The sequence below is a fragment of the Microbacterium istanbulense genome (genome assembly GCF_037204145.1).
Taxonomy (GTDB): domain Bacteria; phylum Actinomycetota; class Actinomycetes; order Actinomycetales; family Microbacteriaceae; genus Microbacterium; species Microbacterium istanbulense.
On the sequence record NZ_JBBDGN010000001.1, the window covers coordinates 525,002 to 541,403 of the forward strand.

General features: G+C 67.5%; 16 protein-coding genes. 6 read left to right on the plus strand and 10 right to left on the minus strand.

All coding sequences use genetic code 11. The annotated features are described in order from the left end of the window. Positions 1 to 12: 12 nt before the first annotated feature. Both WDU93_RS02590 and WDU93_RS02595 read left to right on the plus strand, forming a co-directional pair. A complete protein-coding gene (locus tag WDU93_RS02590) occupies positions 13 to 1,143 on the plus strand; it encodes a hypothetical protein (RefSeq protein ID WP_337317064.1) in 1,131 nt (376 codons plus the stop codon). Between the two features lie 159 nt (positions 1,144 to 1,302). Further along, positions 1,303 to 2,538: a hypothetical protein gene (locus WDU93_RS02595; protein ID WP_337317066.1), complete on the plus strand. Its 1,236-nt coding sequence runs from the start codon at positions 1,303 to 1,305 to the stop codon at positions 2,536 to 2,538. 1 nt (position 2,539) lies between these two features. Here the strand turns inward: WDU93_RS02595 and WDU93_RS02600 are convergent, their stop codons facing one another. From WDU93_RS02600 to WDU93_RS02625, 6 genes are all read right to left on the minus strand, one after another. Continuing rightward, on the minus strand, positions 2,540 to 3,688 hold the full coding sequence (locus tag WDU93_RS02600) for a helix-turn-helix domain-containing protein (RefSeq protein WP_337317068.1): 1,149 nt from the start codon (positions 3,686 to 3,688) through the stop codon (positions 2,540 to 2,542). Continuing rightward, positions 3,681 to 4,403 (minus strand): hypothetical protein, encoded by a 723-nt coding sequence (locus WDU93_RS02605; protein WP_337317070.1) that lies wholly within the window; start codon positions 4,401 to 4,403, stop codon positions 3,681 to 3,683. The genes WDU93_RS02600 and WDU93_RS02605 overlap by 8 nt, the downstream gene beginning before the upstream one ends. A 565-nt stretch (positions 4,404 to 4,968) precedes the next feature. Continuing rightward, positions 4,969 to 6,306 carry a dihydrolipoamide acetyltransferase family protein gene (locus WDU93_RS02610; RefSeq protein WP_337317072.1) on the minus strand — a complete coding sequence of 446 codons (1,338 nt, stop codon included), beginning with the start codon at positions 6,304 to 6,306 and terminating at the stop codon, positions 4,969 to 4,971. A 180-nt stretch (positions 6,307 to 6,486) separates the two neighbouring features. Next, positions 6,487 to 7,452 (minus strand): alpha-ketoacid dehydrogenase subunit beta, encoded by a 966-nt coding sequence (locus WDU93_RS02615; RefSeq protein WP_337317074.1) that lies wholly within the window; start codon positions 7,450 to 7,452, stop codon positions 6,487 to 6,489. Between the two features lie 11 nt (positions 7,453 to 7,463). Then, positions 7,464 to 8,597, minus strand: a complete 1,134-nt coding sequence (locus WDU93_RS02620; protein ID WP_420064034.1) for a thiamine pyrophosphate-dependent dehydrogenase E1 component subunit alpha — start codon at positions 8,595 to 8,597, stop codon at positions 7,464 to 7,466. Between the two features lie 89 nt (positions 8,598 to 8,686). Next, positions 8,687 to 9,754: a histidinol-phosphate transaminase gene (locus tag WDU93_RS02625; RefSeq protein ID WP_337317076.1), complete on the minus strand. Its 1,068-nt coding sequence runs from the start codon at positions 9,752 to 9,754 to the stop codon at positions 8,687 to 8,689. 115 nt (positions 9,755 to 9,869) lie between these two features. On the opposite strand from WDU93_RS02625, the gene WDU93_RS02630 reads away from it, so the two are divergent. Then, the gene (locus WDU93_RS02630) at positions 9,870 to 10,268 is read left to right on the plus strand and encodes a phage holin family protein (protein ID WP_337317078.1); all 399 of its coding nucleotides are present in this window, start codon (positions 9,870 to 9,872) and stop codon (positions 10,266 to 10,268) included. A 13-nt stretch (positions 10,269 to 10,281) separates the two neighbouring features. Here the strand turns inward: WDU93_RS02630 and WDU93_RS02635 are convergent, their stop codons facing one another. Together WDU93_RS02635 and WDU93_RS02640 are read right to left on the minus strand one after the other, a co-directional pair. Further along, positions 10,282 to 11,598: a hypothetical protein gene (locus tag WDU93_RS02635; RefSeq protein WP_337317080.1), complete on the minus strand. Its 1,317-nt coding sequence runs from the start codon at positions 11,596 to 11,598 to the stop codon at positions 10,282 to 10,284. After that, positions 11,598 to 11,870: a hypothetical protein gene (locus WDU93_RS02640; RefSeq protein WP_337317082.1), complete on the minus strand. Its 273-nt coding sequence runs from the start codon at positions 11,868 to 11,870 to the stop codon at positions 11,598 to 11,600. Before WDU93_RS02640 ends, WDU93_RS02635 begins: the two co-directional genes overlap by 1 nt. Before the next feature lie 178 nt (positions 11,871 to 12,048). On the opposite strand from WDU93_RS02640, the gene WDU93_RS02645 reads away from it, so the two are divergent. From WDU93_RS02645 to WDU93_RS02655, 3 genes are all read left to right on the plus strand, one after another. Next, a complete protein-coding gene (locus tag WDU93_RS02645; RefSeq protein ID WP_420064036.1) occupies positions 12,049 to 12,501 on the plus strand; it encodes a low molecular weight protein-tyrosine-phosphatase in 453 nt (150 codons plus the stop codon). 26 nt (positions 12,502 to 12,527) lie between these two features. Continuing rightward, entirely contained in the window at positions 12,528 to 13,910 is a 1,383-nt protein-coding gene (gene purB, locus WDU93_RS02650) for an adenylosuccinate lyase (RefSeq protein WP_337317285.1), read from the plus strand. Between the two features lie 172 nt (positions 13,911 to 14,082). After that, entirely contained in the window at positions 14,083 to 15,159 is a 1,077-nt protein-coding gene (locus WDU93_RS02655) for a PQQ-dependent sugar dehydrogenase (protein ID WP_337317086.1), read from the plus strand. Between the two features lie 6 nt (positions 15,160 to 15,165). Here WDU93_RS02655 and WDU93_RS02660 read toward each other — a convergent pair whose 3' ends face one another. Continuing rightward, a complete protein-coding gene (locus WDU93_RS02660; protein WP_337317088.1) occupies positions 15,166 to 15,531 on the minus strand; it encodes a hypothetical protein in 366 nt (121 codons plus the stop codon). Beyond that, positions 15,528 to 16,202 (minus strand): acyl-CoA synthetase, encoded by a 675-nt coding sequence (locus WDU93_RS02665; RefSeq protein ID WP_337317090.1) that lies wholly within the window; start codon positions 16,200 to 16,202, stop codon positions 15,528 to 15,530. The genes WDU93_RS02660 and WDU93_RS02665 overlap by 4 nt, the downstream gene beginning before the upstream one ends. Between the last annotated feature and the right edge of the window lie 200 nt (positions 16,203 to 16,402).

Genomic DNA, 16,402 nt, shown 5'->3' on the forward strand with positions numbered 1-16,402 from the left:
TGAGTGTGGCGGATGACGATTGAGGCCGTCTGCTCGTGGTGGCGTTCTGCACCGATGTGCCTAGGCAGTCCCCTGTACTGTGAGTTCAGCTCGTCCGTGGGGACGCGAACTAGGGGGTCGATGGTGTCGTCTGCGACGCGAACTCGGGCGGATCTCGCTGCTGAGTATACGGATGACAAGTGGCGGGAGCGGTTCCTCGATCTGCGAACGCTCGTGCACCTTCTCACCCAATCAGTCATCGGAGCCGACTTCAAGACCTCGGATGAGGTGAACCGTGCCATCGTGCTCAGCGACTCGGGAAAGAAGCTACGCGACCAGCTCATCACCAAGGAGTCCGTGGACACGAAGGACGCGAATCTGCTCTGCCTGCTGTCCCTCGCGCACGTCGACCCGCTCATCGACATTGACCGGATCGACATGGACCGGCTCATCGCTGGATTCTCCGAGCTCATCAAAGAGAAGCGCATCCTGTACCCGCTGATCTTCGGCCGGGAGCTCTACGACGCCGCCGCCGAGCAATTCCCGAAGGAACGCCGCTTTCTCAAACATGACGACACGATGGCTCTCCTTGAGGCACGATCGCAGGGCGTTTTTCACGACGGGCACTTCCTGATAGGACCCTTCGGGCTCCACCGACTCGACTTTGAACGTCGGCTATACCCGACCATCGAGATCCCCATTCAGCACTGCAGCGACATCGCGTGTTCAGCGGTGCACCGAGTGCGACTGACGACGAGTCGGGAAGCTGGGGTCAACCATCACCGACCAGCGGTGAGCCGCATCCTCCGGCTGGCCGCCCACGACCCGTCCGACTGGTCCGGCTTCGCTACAGACCTTGCTCGGGACCGCCACAACCCGTACGAGATCAATGATCTCTCGACGTTGCCGTATCTTCTCGGCGACGGCCTCGGTGACGCTGAGCTGCGGACGCTGCTTCAGAGAGTTTGGGACACGAGCAGTGGCCGCACCTACGCCTGGTCGAACGCGTTCGGTCTCTCCGGCGACATCTCAAAGTGGTCGGAAGACTTAGATCGTGCAAGCCTGCTGAATCTCCTGCTGACTGAGACCGATGAGTTCCTTGCGGAGGCACTCGACGCGCTCGTCCGTGACGGGGACATCGTCATCCCTGACGGGGAAGTCTGACGCCCGGTCGTCAATCACCGTGCACGTTCAGGTGCGTGGCAGCTACGGTCGGAGTTGAGCAGCATGGGTTACCGGATCATTCCCAGCAGCTCGACGGTCACTCTCCTTCGACTGACATCCCTAGCCCGATCTCTCTTCGACTCCACCTCGGCGACGGAGATGAATGATCTCGCCTGGCTCCTGCGCGGACGACCCGGCGAGACTACCGAGGACCGCCTCGAAGGCTTCCTACGCAACGCGAGCCCGCGCGAAATCCTAGAAACTCTGGTGCTGTCACGCGAGGAAAGCGCGAAGAAAGCTGCGGAAAGTCTAGGCATTGCGATGGGCGGCGATGACGAGAGCTTCCTCGATTCGATGCTCTGGAAGCTCGGGTTCGTCCCCAATCGCCGGCCGGACGTCCGCGACAACTACTGGAAGAACCACGCCCGGCTGGAGAGCTTCGTCGCCACCGCGCTGGCTGCGACAGAATCCACGGAGGAGGAGTTGCGCGCGATCTCCTCGAACTACTTCGTCGCGTTGGAAGAGCATCTGTTCGATTCGCTCATCTTCGCGACGTGGGCGCTGCTCACAGACCACACATTGAACGGCCGACCGTTTGAATTCCACCTGAAGTCAGCGCGCGAGTTCACTATCGAGCGGCTGAACGCCTCCGTCTTGCGAAAGGCCGGTGCGGAACGGAACGACCTCAGTGAAGGACCGAGTCTGCAAGAGATCGTTCAAGGATTCCTGCGGCTTTCCAGTCACCTTGATGAGCTTCGCCACCACGAGTCTGACCACGCGCGGCATCAAGACGACTATCCGCGCTTTGTCGCCCAGACAGACCTTCAGCGGTTCCCGTTCTCCCACACACTGCCGTATCTGGACCTCACCGCGGCGTCTCAGGTCGGGCTTCGCGAGATTCTCCGGGATGTCGGGACCAAACTCAACGACTCCGGTATCCTCAGCGCGCGAAACGGGCTACTGCACGCAAAGGGGAAGCAGCGGACACCGACAATTGCTGAGGTGAAGTCTGCGCTCGACGGTGCGCGGGTCGTCCTTCGCTCGCTCGAGGAGATCGGGTGCGTGCGAACCACCTTCGAAGTGGTGTCCAGCGAGAGCGACCAGTGGGGCCGGTCCTCGACTCTGCTTCGCGCCAACGGGACGGAGATCCGCCTTACTGGGCCGTCCACGTACGAACTTGTCGGCCTGCCTTCGCTGCACCGCAAGGTTTACCTCATGCAGGGGGCAGTCTTTGCGCCGCCGAACGAGATGCTGCGCTTCCGCGAAGGGTTCGACTCGGACTATGCCGAGTACTGGAGAGACTTCATGAGGCGCCCGGAGCCTGCGAGCCGTCCGCCTGGAACGCAGCTCGCCGATGCCGGAGCGGAGATGGAAGCGACCGGCACGAATAGCTGAGCTACGCGGGCGGCAAGATGCGAAGCTGAGGACGCTCGTCCACCACGCCGAGTACCTCGCGCACCCGCGCGGGCTTCCATCTGAGCTCGCGGGCTAGGTTCGCGATGGAGTACCCAGTCTCGTCGGCGAGCGTCGCGGCTTGCCTGAGCATGCTCGGCATCTCTCCGGGAAAGTTCGAGACGGGCTCTGCTGGGTCACCGCCTGCAGCTCGGAGCTGATTGAGACGCTGATAGCCACGGCGCACCGACACCTCGGACACCGTTCCCGTCTCCTTCATCCGGATGAGAAGCGAGTCCACGGAAACGCCCCAGTGCTGGGAAAGGGTGGCGAGCTTCGGCAAGTTGACGGTGCGCGGCAACATGTTGGTGATCTGCGCGCGGGGGGTCAGCAGCTCAGCGGCGAACTGGTCTGCCTCACGTTCCTGTTGCGCGTCGCCCGGCGCTGCATCACGGTGCAGGATCAGGTGCCCGAGTTCGTGCGCGACGGTGAACCTATGCACATACACGGACATCGCACGTTCCGGTGTGATGACCACCACGGGCCGCGGCAGGTGCGAGGTTGAGAAGGCTCCGACTCTCGCCACGTCGGCGCTCGCCAGCGACAGGATCGACACGATGAGCCCGCGGGTCTCGAGTTGGGCGACCAGGTGCTTGATGGGCTTCGCCCCGAAACCCCACCTTGCCCGTAGGTCCTGCGCCGCAGCGGCAGGGCTGGTGATGTCGAGGTCGAGCGGCAGCGCGAGTTCGGGAAGCCGCACTCGCCGCTCCAACGCGTTCGCGAGCTCCCACACCTGTTCAATGAACGCCAACGCCTTCTGGCGGTCGCGGGTGGTGGTCGACCGTAGGCTCCGGAAATGCGCCTTCATCCCGTCCACGCGGGTGAGCGGTCGACCGACAGTGAGCGTGAAGAAGTCCACAGGGACGTCGAGCACGTCACTCAGCGAGGCCAGAACGTCTGGCCTCGGGCTCATCTGCCGCGACTCGTACTGCCCGATGGCAGCCGGGGTTACGCCGATCTGCTCGGCCAGCTTCGCTTTGGACAGGCCAGCGGCGTAGCGCGCCTGTGTCAGGCGCTCCGCGTCGAAGGTGCCACCGGCAACGGCGGGGTCGATGGAGGAGAACAGTGAGAGTGGTGGCTCCCAGTCAGTCATCGGACCCTCCCTGCGCTTCCTTCACCTCCAGGATGGCGGTGGGGACGTCTCCGCTGTCGAAGCTCTCCTCGGCGTTCACGTCGACGAGCGCGACCGAGGCAAGTTCCATGAGCGATTCGCTGGTGGAGAAGACAAGGAAGCCGTCCTGGCCGAGCTTCGCCTCACCCCACATCACATTGTGCAGGCCGGAGGAGTTGCTCGCGTAACCGACGACCACGACGCGCGAGTACTGACGCATCACTGCGTCGAGCGCCTCGTGCTGGCGCTTGTCGACGAGTTCCATCTCCTCGGCGGTCAGCTCCGGGTGTTCGAACCCGAGATCGAGCTGCTGACCGCGCTTGTCGTTGACCGTGCGGAACAGGGAGACCCGTGCGTCAGATACGGCGAACTTCCGGGAGCCGATCTCGACGCCCGCGTCGCGGGAGTACCGCCAGGGGAACAGGACGACGTCGCCGAACGCGACCACCGAGTATCCGGCGCCGGGCACCGGGACTCGCTCGGCGGAGGGGAGCCGGCCCAGCTGGGATGCGAACTCCTTCAGGCACCGGTGCCAGATGTTGCCGTAGACGCCCTGGTGCTCCATGTCGGCCTCGACCTGGGCGTTGGCGAGCTTGTCGTGGCATTCACGGACGATGGCCGGAGCCAAGGTCCGGACCTGCACACCATCGGCACCGAACGTCTCAACGGCCCACAGGCGACCTTCGTTGTCTTCCATCGCGTCCCCTTCACTGTTTGTCCCCGACCGAACACTATAACTTCATTTTCAGACAGAAATAGAACATTTGAGAGGGCGTGCCTCCTAGCACCTGGTCCCGCTATGGACTACCTGGCGTGTGCAACGAGAGGGGCATCGATAGAGCGATTCGGTTAGTTTGCGCCAGGGTAGAGGTTTACGCCGAGCGCGAGTTCAAGCTGCGAGATCGTCCGAAGGTCTGGCCACACAGATCCTGCGAGTACGTGCCGGATGGTGCGCTCATCGACACCCGCGTCCCACGCCAACCCGCGCACGCTTCGATCTCCGATAGCGGCGCGAAGGTTCAGCACGAATCGGCGAACGGTTTCACCGGCCGGGTCTGTACTCGAGGTCTCAGGCCAACGCTCGACGAGGGCGGCGGGTGGCTTCCGGGGCATTCGGTCCATCATCAGGGCTCTCCTGTCGCCTCTGACAGCGATCTCAGTGATCCCATGGAGCCACTATCGAATCTGGAGCAGATCCGATTTTCTGGAGCAACTTGGATGTTCCGTTGCCGTATCTCCGCGCGTACGCCTGAGTCCGGGCGTCAGTCGACCAGCAGTGCAGGCTCCTCCAGCACCGAGGCAACATCCGCGATGAAGCGACTCATGCCGTCGCCGTCGATCACCCGGTGGTCGAACGACCCTGCCACCGTGGTCACCCAGCGCGGCCGTACCTCGCCGTCGACGACCCACGGCTTCTGACTGATCGTGCCCATGGCCACGATGCCTGCCTCGCCCGGGTTGATGATCGGGGTTCCGGCATCCATCCCGAACACACCGATGTTCGTGATCGTGATCGTGCCGCCCTGCTGATCGGCGGGGCTCGTCTTGCCCTCACGTGCGGTGAGCGTCAGACGGTTCAGCGCACGGGCGAGATCCTTCATGCCCAGATCCTGGGCGTCCTTGATGTTCGGCACCAGCAGGCCGCGCGGCGTCGCGGCCGCGATGCCGAGATTCACATAGTGGCGCAGCGTGATCTCGGCGCCGTTCTCGGTCTCGACCCACGCGGCGTTGACCATCGGGGTGCGCCGGGCGGCCCAGATCACGGCACGCGCCATGATCAGCAGCGGCGACACCCGGATGTCGGCATAGTCAGGCGAGGCCTTCAGCCGCTTCACGAGCTCCATCGTGCGGCTCGCGTCGATCTCCTTCCACACCGTCACGTGCGGGGCGGAGTACGCGCTCTGCACCATCGCCGAAGACGTGGCCTTGCGCACGCCCTTGACCGGGATCGACTCGGTGCGCCCATCCTCTCGCGGCGCGCGCTCGGCGCCCGCCGCATCCTGCGACGCCTGCTCAGAAACCGCAGCGACCGGCACGGTCTCCTCGCGCACATCGCCCCACTCGGGCGTCTCGATATTGCGAAACACGCTCGCCTGTGAGGCGTGGCCCACGACATCATCACGCGTGACCTCGCCATCGGCGCCCGTCGGCGTCACCTGCGTGAGGTCGACGCCCAGATCGCGTGCGAGCTTGCGGATCGGCGGCTTCGCGATCACACCGACGCTGGAGCGCACCGGGCGCTCGGCCGGGCGCTTGCGCCGCGAGGTGGCCCCTCCCCCGGTGCCGTACCCGACGAGCACCGCACCGCCGCCCTCTTCAGCGGCCGGAGCCGCCGGCGCGGCGGGCGCGGCCGGGGCGGCATCCGTCACGAACGTGATGATCGGCGCACCCACCTCGACCGTCGCGCCCTCGGCGGCGAGCAGCTCACCGACGGTGCCGGCGTGCGGCGAGGGGAGCTCGACGAGCGACTTGGCCGTCTCGATCTCGCAGATGACGTCGTTGATCGCCACGGTGTCGCCGGGGGCGACCTTCCACGTGACGATCTCGGCCTCGGTGAGGCCTTCACCGACGTCGGGAAGGGTGAAAGTCTGAGTGGTCATCGCGAGTCCTCTCGGATGGATGCGGATGAGGTGCGGGGCCCTTCGACAAGCTCAGGGATCCAGGGTGGTGCGGGGCCCTTCGACAAGCTCAGGGACCCAAGGTGGTGCGGGGCCCTTCGACAAGCTCAGGGACCCAAGGTGCTGGGGCCCTTCGACAAGCTCAGGGACCCAGGAGCGGTGTCAGTAGGCGAGGGAGCGGTCGACGGCCTCGAGGATGCGATCGGCATCCGGCAGGTACGTGCCCTCGAGCTTGGCGGGAGGGAACGGCGTGTCGAAGCCGGAGACACGCAGCACGGGAGCCTCGAGAGCGTAGAACGCGCGTTCCTGCACGGTCGCGGCGATCTCACTGCCCAGGCTGGTGAACCCGGGCGCCTCCTGTGCGTAGACCATCCGCCCGGTGGATCGCACCGAGTCGAGGATGGGCCCGTAGTCGACGGGCGAGAGCGAACGGACGTCGACGACCTCGCAGCTGGTGCCCTCGGTCTCGGCGAGCGCGGCCGCCTGCAGCAGCGTCGTCACCATCGCGCCGTGCCCGACAAGGGTGACGTCGTTGCCGCGGCGGACGATCCGCGACGCGTGCAGCGGCAGCGCGGATGCCTCGAGGTCGACCTCACCCTTGGGCCAGTACCGGCTCTTCGGTTCGAGGAAGATCACCGGGTCGTTCGAGGCGATGGCCTCCTGGATCATCCAGTACGCATCGTTCGGCGTCGACGGCGACACCACCCGCAGGCCCGGGGTGTGCGTGAAGTACGCCTCGGGGCTCTCCTGGTGGTGCTCGACGGCGCCGATGTGCCCGCCGTAGGGGATGCGGATGACGATCGGCATCGACACCGCGCCCTCGTGCCTGTTGGTGATCTTCGCCAGCTGCGAGGTGATCTGGTCGAAGGCCGGGAACACGAACCCGTCGAACTGGATCTCACACACGGGGCGGAAGCCGGTCATCGCCAGACCGATCGCGGTGCCGACGATGGCCGACTCGGCCAGCGGAGTGTCGAGCACGCGACGGTCGCCGAAGTCGCGCTGCAGGTGCTCGGTCACCCGGAACACGCCGCCGAGCGCGCCGATGTCCTCGCCCATGAGCAGCACGCGGTCGTCGTTCTCCATGGCCTTGCGCAGGCCCGCATTGAGCGCCTTCGAGAAGGGCATGTTCTCCAGAGTCACTGCTGGCCTCCCTCGAACGATGCCTCGTAGTTCGCGAGCCAGGCGCGCTGCTCATCCATGAGCGGATGCGGGTCGGTGTAGACGTTCTGGAACATCGTCTCGTGCGTCGGTGCGGTGAGCGTCAGGGTGCGGGCGCGCAGGTCTTCTGCCGCATCCGCCGCCTCGGTCTCGACCTCGTCGAAGAAGGATGCCCCAGCACCGCGGTTCTGCAAGAAGGCCCGCATCCGCGCGATCGGGTCGCGCTGCGCCCAGGACTGCTCCTCGTCAGAGCCGCGGTACTTGGTGGGGTCGTCGCTCGTCGTGTGCGCACCCATGCGGTAAGTGACCGCCTCGATCGCGCGCGGGCCGAGCCCGGCGCGCGCCTGGTCGAGCAGCGCGCGGGAGACGGCGTAGCTGGCGAGCACGTCGTTACCGTCAAGCCGCACCGAAGGGATGCCGTAACCGGCGCTACGGCCAGCGAGCGGCACCCGCGACTGAGTCTCGACGGGCACCGAGATGGCCCAGTGATTGTTCTGCAGGAAGAACAGCACGGGGGCGTCGTAGCTCGCGGCGAACACCATCGCCTCGTGCACGTCACCCTGACTGGAGGCACCGTCGCCGTAGTAGACGACGACGGCCTCGTCACGCTCCGGGTCGCCGCTGCCGGTCTTGCCGTCGAACGCGAGCCCCATGCCGTAGCCCGCCGCGTGCAACGTCTGCGAGCCGAGCACGAGCGTGTAGATGCGGGTGTTGCCGTTCTTCGGGTCGGTGGGGTCCCATCCGCCGTGCGAGGTGCCGCGCATGAGCTTGATGATGTCGACCGGGTCGACGCCGCGGATGCGGGTGACCACGTGCTCACGGTACGAGGGGAAGATCGTGTCCTGGCGGCGGGCGGCGTGCGCGGATCCGACCTGGGCTGCTTCCTGGCCGCGGCTCGGCGGCCACAGGGCGAGCTGCCCCTGCCGCTGCAGATTGGTGGCCTGGGTGTCGATGGCGCGGATGACGACCATGTCGCGGTAGAACTGCTCGAGTTCGGCATCCGTCAGGGCGTCGATCAGGGGCAGGTACTCGTCGGCGGCGGGCGACGGAGCGTAGGTCCCGTCCGCTTCCAGGACGCGAACGAGGGGCATGTCGGTCGAGGTCACGGTCATACGCTACCGCCGTCGGCATGCCAGGGCGCGTATAACTCGGGACCCCTAAGAGTCGCTCGGAAGGCGGAACGGCGGGCAATCCGCCGGGATCAGCGCAGGGTCGCGGCGGTGCGCAGCACCCGCTCGATCGACTCGTGCTCGCCGACCGAGACGCGGATGCCGTCGCCGGCGAACGGCCGCACGATGAGGTCGGCGGCGTCGAAGGCGGCGGCCGCCTGCTCGGTGGCATCCCCCGTGGGCAGCCAGACGAAATTGCCCTGCGCATCGGGCACGTCCCAGCCCTGCGCGCGCAGCCCGTCGACGAGCAGGGTGCGTCGGGCGACGACCTCGGCGACCCGGGCGAGCAGTTCGTCTTCGGCGTCGAGGCTGGCGATCGCCGCGTGCTCGGCGGCCGAGGTCACCGACAGCGGGATGCCCGTCGAGCGCGCCCCATCGAGCACGCGCGGGTGACCGATGGCGTAGCCGACGCGCAGACCGGCGAGGCCGTAGGCCTTGGAGAAGGTGCGCAGCACGACGACGTTCGGATACGCCTCGAAGATCCGCTCCGCAAGCCCGTCGACCGCGTCTTCGGCGGTGACGAACTCGGCGTAGGCCTCGTCGAGGATCACCAGGCAGTCGGCGGGCACCCGCGCGATGAAGTCGGCGAACTCGGCGCTGGTGATGATCGGCCCGGTGGGGTTGTTGGGCGTGCAGACGATGATCGCGCGCGTGCGGTCGGTGACGGCATCCGCCATCGCCGGAAGATCGTGCCGCGCGCCGTCCGTGAGCGGCACGGGGATGCCCGTGGCGCCGGCGACCAGCGGAAGACTGGGGTACGCCTCGAACGAGCGCCAGGCGTAGATGACGTCATCGCCCACCGAGGCGGCGGCGAGGATCAGCTGCTGCAGGATCGACACCGAGCCGGCCGCGACGTGCACGCCGTCGGGGGTGACGCCGTAGCGCTCTGCGAGACGGGCCCGCAGGGCGCCGGCCGTGGCATCCGGATAGCGGTTGATCGGTGCGGTGTGCGCGAGGGCTTCGACGACAGAGGGCAGCGGATCGAAGGGGTTCTCGTTGCTGGAGAGCTTGAACGCGTTCTCCCCCGCCTGCTTTCCCTGGCGGTAGGGCGGCAGGGCGGCGATCTCAGGACGGATGCGGGGCAGGATCGGCTCAGTCACGGGATCAGTCTAGGTTCCGGCCGCGGCCCTTCGACAGGCTCAGGGACCGTCGACAGGCTCAGGACCCTTCGACGGGCTCAGGAACCCAAGGGGGGCGTGACACACTGGTGGCACTATGCGCTTCATCATTCGCGTCGTCATCAACGCCTTCTCGCTCTGGGTCGTCTCGCTGATCTCCGTGCTCGCGGTCGACATCACGCCGTTCCCCCCGGGCGAGATGCTGCAGCTGGTGCTCACGCTGCTCGCCGTCGGCGCGATCTTCGCGCTGGTGAACACGATCATCGGCACGGTGATCAAGGTGATCGCGTTCCCCCTCTACATCCTCACCTTCGGCCTCATCGCGCTGATCGTGAACGGCTTCCTGCTGTGGCTCACCGCTTGGATCACCTCGGGCTTCGGCTGGGGCCTCACGGTCGGCAACTTCTGGTGGGGGATCGTCGCGGCGCTGCTCATCGCGATCATCAACGGCATCTTCGGTTTCATCCTGCGCCCGCAGAACAAGCGTCACGACTGACGCCGGGCACCCGCTAGAAGGGCCGCTTGGCCTTGTAGTCGGTCGAGGTCACACTCACCGCCTCGCTCAGCTGCGCGCGGCGCTGCTGGATCGCGGCGGCACGCGGGTCGCTGGACGCATCCAACTGGCCTGCGGTCGTCAGGTACTGCTCCATCATGTGCGGATCCAACGGCGAGTCGAAGTTGATGAGATCACCCTTGTCGCCCTCGCGGGTGACGATGATGCTGTCGCTTGATCCGGTGGTGCCCGCCCACCCGCCGCCGGCGAGCGCGGCCACGGGGTCTGCCGTGTGCGCCAGCTGCATCAGTGTCTGATCGTCTCGCAGCCCGGGCACGGTGGGACTGCCGATGAGCGTGATCTCACCGACGTTGTACTCGTCGCCCACCGCCAGGTACGTCGCCACGATGCCGCCCTGTGAGTACCCGACGACATCAAGAGGCTCATCGGGGCGCACGCCTGCCATCTCCAATGCCTGGCGCGTGGCTTCGAACGAGGCGAAGTTCCGGCGGGCATAGCCATCCCAGTTCGACCCCATGTCCCAGGGCTCCACTGACCCCGCCCAGAGACTCTGCGTGCCGGCGATGTACACCTTGTGGTGCCGAGTGCCGTCTGCGAACGTGTACGTCTCCACCCGCACCTGGGCGTCGGAACCGGTCGGCAGCCGCTTGAGCGTCTGAACGGTGCTCTTCGGTGGCCCGGAGGGGGTCGAGCGGGCGACCTCCGCGACCACGACGGGCGGTTTCGGTCCGCTCAACGCTGTGCCCTGCGGGACGATGCCGGCGTGACGATCGGCGAGGTCGGTGACCGCCTTGTTCGCGAGGCCACCGATCGAGATCCCCATCAGCACGCTCGAGAGCACCAGATCCCAGGATTGCGAGCTCAGTCCGTCGAAGCGCCTCCCCTCCCAGTCGGCGACGACCTGATCGGCCAGCTTCACCAACTGCGGGTTGGCTGCGGTCAGGGCCTCGATGCGCTCCTGCAACCTCATGGATGCGCGCGCATCATCGATTGCCAGCATCTCCTGCCGCGAGCGCAGATCGACCAGCTCGTAGACATCCGCCATCTCGCGTGTCGCAGCCACCTGACCGCGGCAGATCACCGCGTCGTCGGTCAGCTTTCCGGACATGCCCGACATCATCCCTGCCGTCATATGGAACGCCAGCGGAGCGCGCGACAGCGTGCTGAACACCAGATTCTCCGCACGGCTCAGTTGGGCGGCCGCCTCATCCAACCGGCATCCGATGCCGTCCAAGCGCGCCGCGACCAGCCGCAGGGTCTCGGTGTCAACCGCGATCGCCCCACCCGAGCGGATGTCGACGTCGTCGCCCATCACGCCACCATCGCCGCGACGCCGGCGCGTAGAGCTCGCACGCGGTCGGCGTAGACCGGGACGTTGTCACCATGCACCGCGAGCACCCGCCGCACCTCGGCCGGCCCACGACCCTGCTGGCTCACATCCCAGGCCGCATCCGCCGCCAGTTGCCGGGCTTCCTGCGCCGCGACGGTGAGCTCACCCAGCGCATCGTCGAGAGCACGGAGGGCGGCGAAGCACGCCCACAACTCGTCGGAGGTCAGGGCTTCAGAGCTCAGTGCGTCGTACATGACGTCACTCTGCCGCGCGCGGCATCCCCGCCGGGTGCCGCATCTCGGCGGCTGTGGACAACCGCTGCGTCAGAAGGGATGTGGACAGGCAACCCTCGCCGGGCACAATGGAGGGGTGACATCGTCGGATCCCTTCCGCGTCATCTTCGTCTGTACCGGCAACATCTGCCGCTCCCCCATGGCCGAGGTGGTGCTGCGCGCCCTCAGCGAGGCGCGCGGGCTGTCTGACCGCGTCATCTCGCGCAGCGCCGGCACCGGCGACTGGCACGTCGGCGAGCGCGCCGACGCCCGCACTCTCCATGCGCTCGACCGGCGCGGCTACGACGGCGCCGCCCACCGGGCCAAGCAGTTCACCACGGCATCCTTCGCGGATAACGACCTCATCGTCGCGCTCGATCGCACACACGAGCGGGTGCTGCGCTCCTGGGCGCGCACCGACGACGACGAGGCGAAGGTCACCCTGTTGCGCACCTTCGACCCGCAGGCCACCAACATGGATGTGCCCGATCCGTACTACGCCGCCCCGGAGATGTTCGACGCCGTGCTCGGTATGATTGAAATCGCGACCCGCGGGCTGTTCAGCCAGCTCGAACCGGCTGTGCGGATGCCGCATCCGACGCCCCGCGCCTGAGCAGGCGCCCAATCAGGAGGACTCCCCTGACTTCTCAGCCCTCGCTCCCCGTCCAGCCGCTCAGCCCCCTCGACGGACGCTATCGCGCCGCGGTCTCGGGCCTCGCCGACTATCTGTCCGAGGCGGGCCTGAACCGCGCCCGTGTCGAGGTCGAGGTGGAGTGGTTGATCGCGCTCACCGACCGCTCGCTGTTCGAGACCTCACCGTTGTCGGATGCCGACAAGGAGCGCCTGCGCGCCCTGTACCGCGACTTCGGACAGGCCGAGATCGACTGGCTCGCCAAGAAGGAAGCCGTCACCCGCCACGACGTGAAGGCCGTCGAGTACCTGGTGCGTGACCGCCTGGCATCCCTCGGCCTCGACCGCGTCGCCGAGCTCACCCACTTCGCGTGCACGAGCGAAGACGTCAACTCCGCCTCCTACGCGCTCACCGTCAAGCGCGCCGTCGAGGGCGTGTGGCTGCCCGCCCTGGATGCCGTGATCGTGAAGCTGCGGGAGCTGGCCGTCGAGCACGCGGATGCCGCGATGCTGTCGCGCACGCACGGCCAGCCGGCCACGCCGTCGACCATGGGCAAGGAGCTCGCCGTGTTCGCGTGGCGTCTCGAGCGCGTGCGCGCCCAGATCGCGGCGAACGACTACCTGGCCAAGTTCTCGGGAGCCACCGGCACCTGGTCGGCGCACCTGTCGGCCGACCCCGACGCCGACTGGCCGACCATCGCCCGCGAGTACATCGAGGGCCTCGGCATCGACTTCAACACCCTCACCACGCAGATCGAGTCGCACGACTGGCAGGTCGAGCTGTACGACAAGATCCGTCACGCCGGCGGCATCCTGCACAACCTCGCCACCGACATCTGGACCTACATCTCGCTGGGCTACTTCGCGCAGATCCCCGTGGCGGGCGCGACGGGCTCGTCGACCATGCCGCACAAGATCAACCCGATCCGCTTCGAGAACGCCGAGGCCAACCTCGAGCTCTCTGGCGCCCTGCTGAACTCGCTGTCGCAGACCCTGGTCACCAGCCGCCTGCAGCGCGACCTCACCGACTCGACCACGCAGCGCAACATCGGTGTGGCCCTCGGCCACTCGCTGCTCGCGCTGGACAACCTGCGCCGCGGCCTGAACGAGATCTCGCTGTCGCGCGATGTGCTGCTCGACGACCTCGACCACAACTGGGAGGTGCTGGCCGAGGCGATCCAGACCGTGATCCGCGCCGAGGTCGTCGCCGGCCGCTCGACCATCACCGACCCGTATGCCCTGCTCAAGGAGCTCACCCGCGGACACCGCGTGGGTGCGGCCGAGCTGGCCGCATTCGTCGAGGGGCTCGAGATCGGGGATGCCGCGAAGCAGCGCCTGCTCGAGCTCACCCCCGCCACCTACACCGGCATCGCGGAGCGCCTCGCCCGCTGATCCCGGCCCTGTCGTGTGCTGACCCCTTGCCCCGTCGCGGGTGAGGGGTCAGTTCTTGTCGAGTCGCGTGCGGTGCGCCGCACGCGGTGTTCACTAACGCTTCGGAAACGACCATTCTGGATGCACTTTTGAACACCGCGCGCGCGGGGTTACCCTTCGCGAGGAGGGGATCGTGCGCGGAGCGAGATGGGCGGGGGCGGCAGGGCTCATCGTCGTGCTCAGCGGATGCACGGCATCCCCCGCCGCGGTCGAATCGGAGGCCACCACAGCGCCGACGACCCTGGCCGACGGCCTGGACGCCCCGTGGTCGGTGGTGCCGCTGCTCGACAATGAGGATGCCCCCGGCGCGCTCATCTCGCTGCGCGGCGACGGCACGGTGCTCGAACTCACCCCCGACGGGGCGCTGCGCGAGGTCGGGGTGGTGCCGGGCGTGGTCTCCGGCGGCGAGTCCGGTCTGCACGGTCTCGCCGTGTGGGAGGAAGGCGACACCCGCTGGCTGTATGCGTATCACGGCGCATCCGGCGACAACCGCGTGGTGCGGATGCCGCTGACCGGCGACCCTGGCACGCTCGCGTTCGACCCCGCCGCCACGCAGGTGGTGTTCTCGGGCATCCCGCGCGCGGGCAACCACAACGGCGGACGGATCGGCTTCGGCCCCGACGGGATGCTGTACGTCACCACCGGCGACGCCGGGCGATCGGAGACGGCCCCTGACCCGAACGCGCTGGGAGGCAAGATCCTGCGGCTCACGCCCGAGGGCGAGCCGGCACCGGGCAACCCCTTCGACAACGCCGTGTACAGCCTGGGGCACCGCAATGTGCAGGGCATCGCCTGGGACGACGACGGCACGTTGTGGGCGAGCGAGTTCGGCCAGAACACCTGGGACGAACTGAATCGCATCGAGCCCGGCGGCGACTACGGCTGGCCCGCGCACGAGGGCATGGCGGATGCCGAGGGCGTGATCGATCCGGTGACCGTGTGGGCGCCGAGCGAGGCGAGCCCGAGCGGCATCGCCGCGATCGACGGAGTCATCTATGTGACCGGCTTGCGCGGCGAGCGCCTGTGGGTCGTCGATCCCGACGCCGACCCTTCCGGCTGGGCCGTCTTCACCGGCGAGTTCGGCCGCCTGCGCGACGTGGCGGCCGGGCCGGACGGCACGCTCTGGCTCTTGACCAACAACACCGATGGCCGGGGTGACCCGCGCGAGGGTGACGACCGCCTGCTGCAGGTGACGCTGCCCGAGGGCTGAGCGAGATCAGCGACCGGACGAATCGGAGGCGTCGGTCGTGGTGTCTCCGGCATCCGTCGTGCCCGCCTCGGGCTCGTCGTACAGCACCGGGCGGTCGACGGTCTTGGTGACGTCGGCCGGGTCGACCGCGAGCATGAGCATCGAGAGCCCGAGCAAGGTCACGATGAACGCGCCGCCACCGATGACCAGGCCGAGGCCGATCGGGGTGAGGCCTTCGTACGTGCCGTTGGCGATCGCGAGGTTCACCCGCGAGGTGAAGGCGCCGGTCGACACCAGCGTCACGACGGTGGCGAAGACGCCAGCGGCCAGCGCCAGGCCGACCAGGTGCAGCGGCCGCAGAATCTCGCGGCGGGTGGGCTTCTCGTCGGTCATGCGCGTCCTCCACGGTCGGCGTCGGTCACGCGATCGCTCTGCGTCACGGGGTCGGTGGGGTTGTCGGCATCCGCGACGGTCGATGACGCGGCGGCAGTGGCACGGGGGGTGAGCGCGGCGATGCCGAGGAAGACGGCGACGATCGCGGCGTAGCCACCGAAGATGCCCACGCCGAGGATGATGCCGGTGAGCTCGAACGAGCCCGCCTTCTCGATCACGTACGGCTGCACGAACCCGGAGGGGATCAACAGCAGTGCGACACCGAGCTCGATCGTCAGCGCGCCGATCGTGATCGCGTCGCGTGCGCCCTCTTCACGGCGGTGGCGGATGCCGGCCAGCAGCTCGACCAGACCGGACAGCAGCGCCCAGCTGATCACCAGCACGAAGAACAGATCTTCCGTGCGCCAGCTGGGCACGGATCCGGCCATGCCCGCGGCCAGGGCGATCGCGGCCATGAGCACGGCGGGCCAGCGGCGACCAGACGGGTAGACGAGCCCCGCAGCGAGACCGAGCACCACCGCCGTGACAATCGCGAAGCCGCCGAACACCGACAGGCCGACCGCGGCGGAATGGTCGGGAGAGAACGTGACCATCAACGCGGCCACGGCCGCGAGAACGGCGCGCGCGAACTGCACGTTACGCGCCGTGAACGGGCGAGAGGGGGCGGGCATGGCGATTCCTTGGTCGACGACAGTTCCAGTCTACGACGGGGCCCGCACTCCCGAGGGTGGGCGGGGTTCGACGGCACTCCCCAGTAGACCGTCGAACCCCGATCCATGCAGAGCGAACGGGGGGTTCGCCCTGCGAGGGGCGAGGGGGCGGAGCGCTTGGCGCCGGGCTGCCGACTCCCCTACCTGTGATTTCGAGTGCC

Excerpts from the sequence above, each read along its gene's own strand:
- WDU93_RS02590 (WP_337317064.1), top strand. The coding sequence starts at position 13 with ATGACGATTGAGGCCGTCTGCTCGTGGTGGCGTTCTGCACCGATGTGC.
- WDU93_RS02595 (WP_337317066.1), top strand. The coding sequence starts at position 1,303 with ATGAATGATCTCGCCTGGCTCCTGCGCGGACGACCCGGCGAGACTACC.
- WDU93_RS02600 (WP_337317068.1), bottom strand. The coding sequence starts at position 3,688 with ATGACTGACTGGGAGCCACCACTCTCACTGTTCTCCTCCATCGACCCC.
- WDU93_RS02605 (WP_337317070.1), bottom strand. The coding sequence starts at position 4,403 with ATGGAAGACAACGAAGGTCGCCTGTGGGCCGTTGAGACGTTCGGTGCC.
- WDU93_RS02610 (WP_337317072.1), bottom strand. The coding sequence starts at position 6,306 with ATGACCACTCAGACTTTCACCCTTCCCGACGTCGGTGAAGGCCTCACC.
- WDU93_RS02615 (WP_337317074.1), bottom strand. The coding sequence starts at position 7,452 with ATGCCCTTCTCGAAGGCGCTCAATGCGGGCCTGCGCAAGGCCATGGAG.
- WDU93_RS02620 (WP_420064034.1), bottom strand. The coding sequence starts at position 8,597 with ATGACCGTGACCTCGACCGACATGCCCCTCGTTCGCGTCCTGGAAGCG.
- WDU93_RS02630 (WP_337317078.1), top strand. The coding sequence starts at position 9,870 with ATGCGCTTCATCATTCGCGTCGTCATCAACGCCTTCTCGCTCTGGGTC.
- WDU93_RS02635 (WP_337317080.1), bottom strand. The coding sequence starts at position 11,598 with ATGGGCGACGACGTCGACATCCGCTCGGGTGGGGCGATCGCGGTTGAC.
- WDU93_RS02640 (WP_337317082.1), bottom strand. The coding sequence starts at position 11,870 with ATGTACGACGCACTGAGCTCTGAAGCCCTGACCTCCGACGAGTTGTGG.
- WDU93_RS02645 (WP_420064036.1), top strand. The coding sequence starts at position 12,049 with ATGGCCGAGGTGGTGCTGCGCGCCCTCAGCGAGGCGCGCGGGCTGTCT.
- WDU93_RS02660 (WP_337317088.1), bottom strand. The coding sequence starts at position 15,531 with ATGACCGACGAGAAGCCCACCCGCCGCGAGATTCTGCGGCCGCTGCAC.
- WDU93_RS02665 (WP_337317090.1), bottom strand. The coding sequence starts at position 16,202 with ATGCCCGCCCCCTCTCGCCCGTTCACGGCGCGTAACGTGCAGTTCGCG.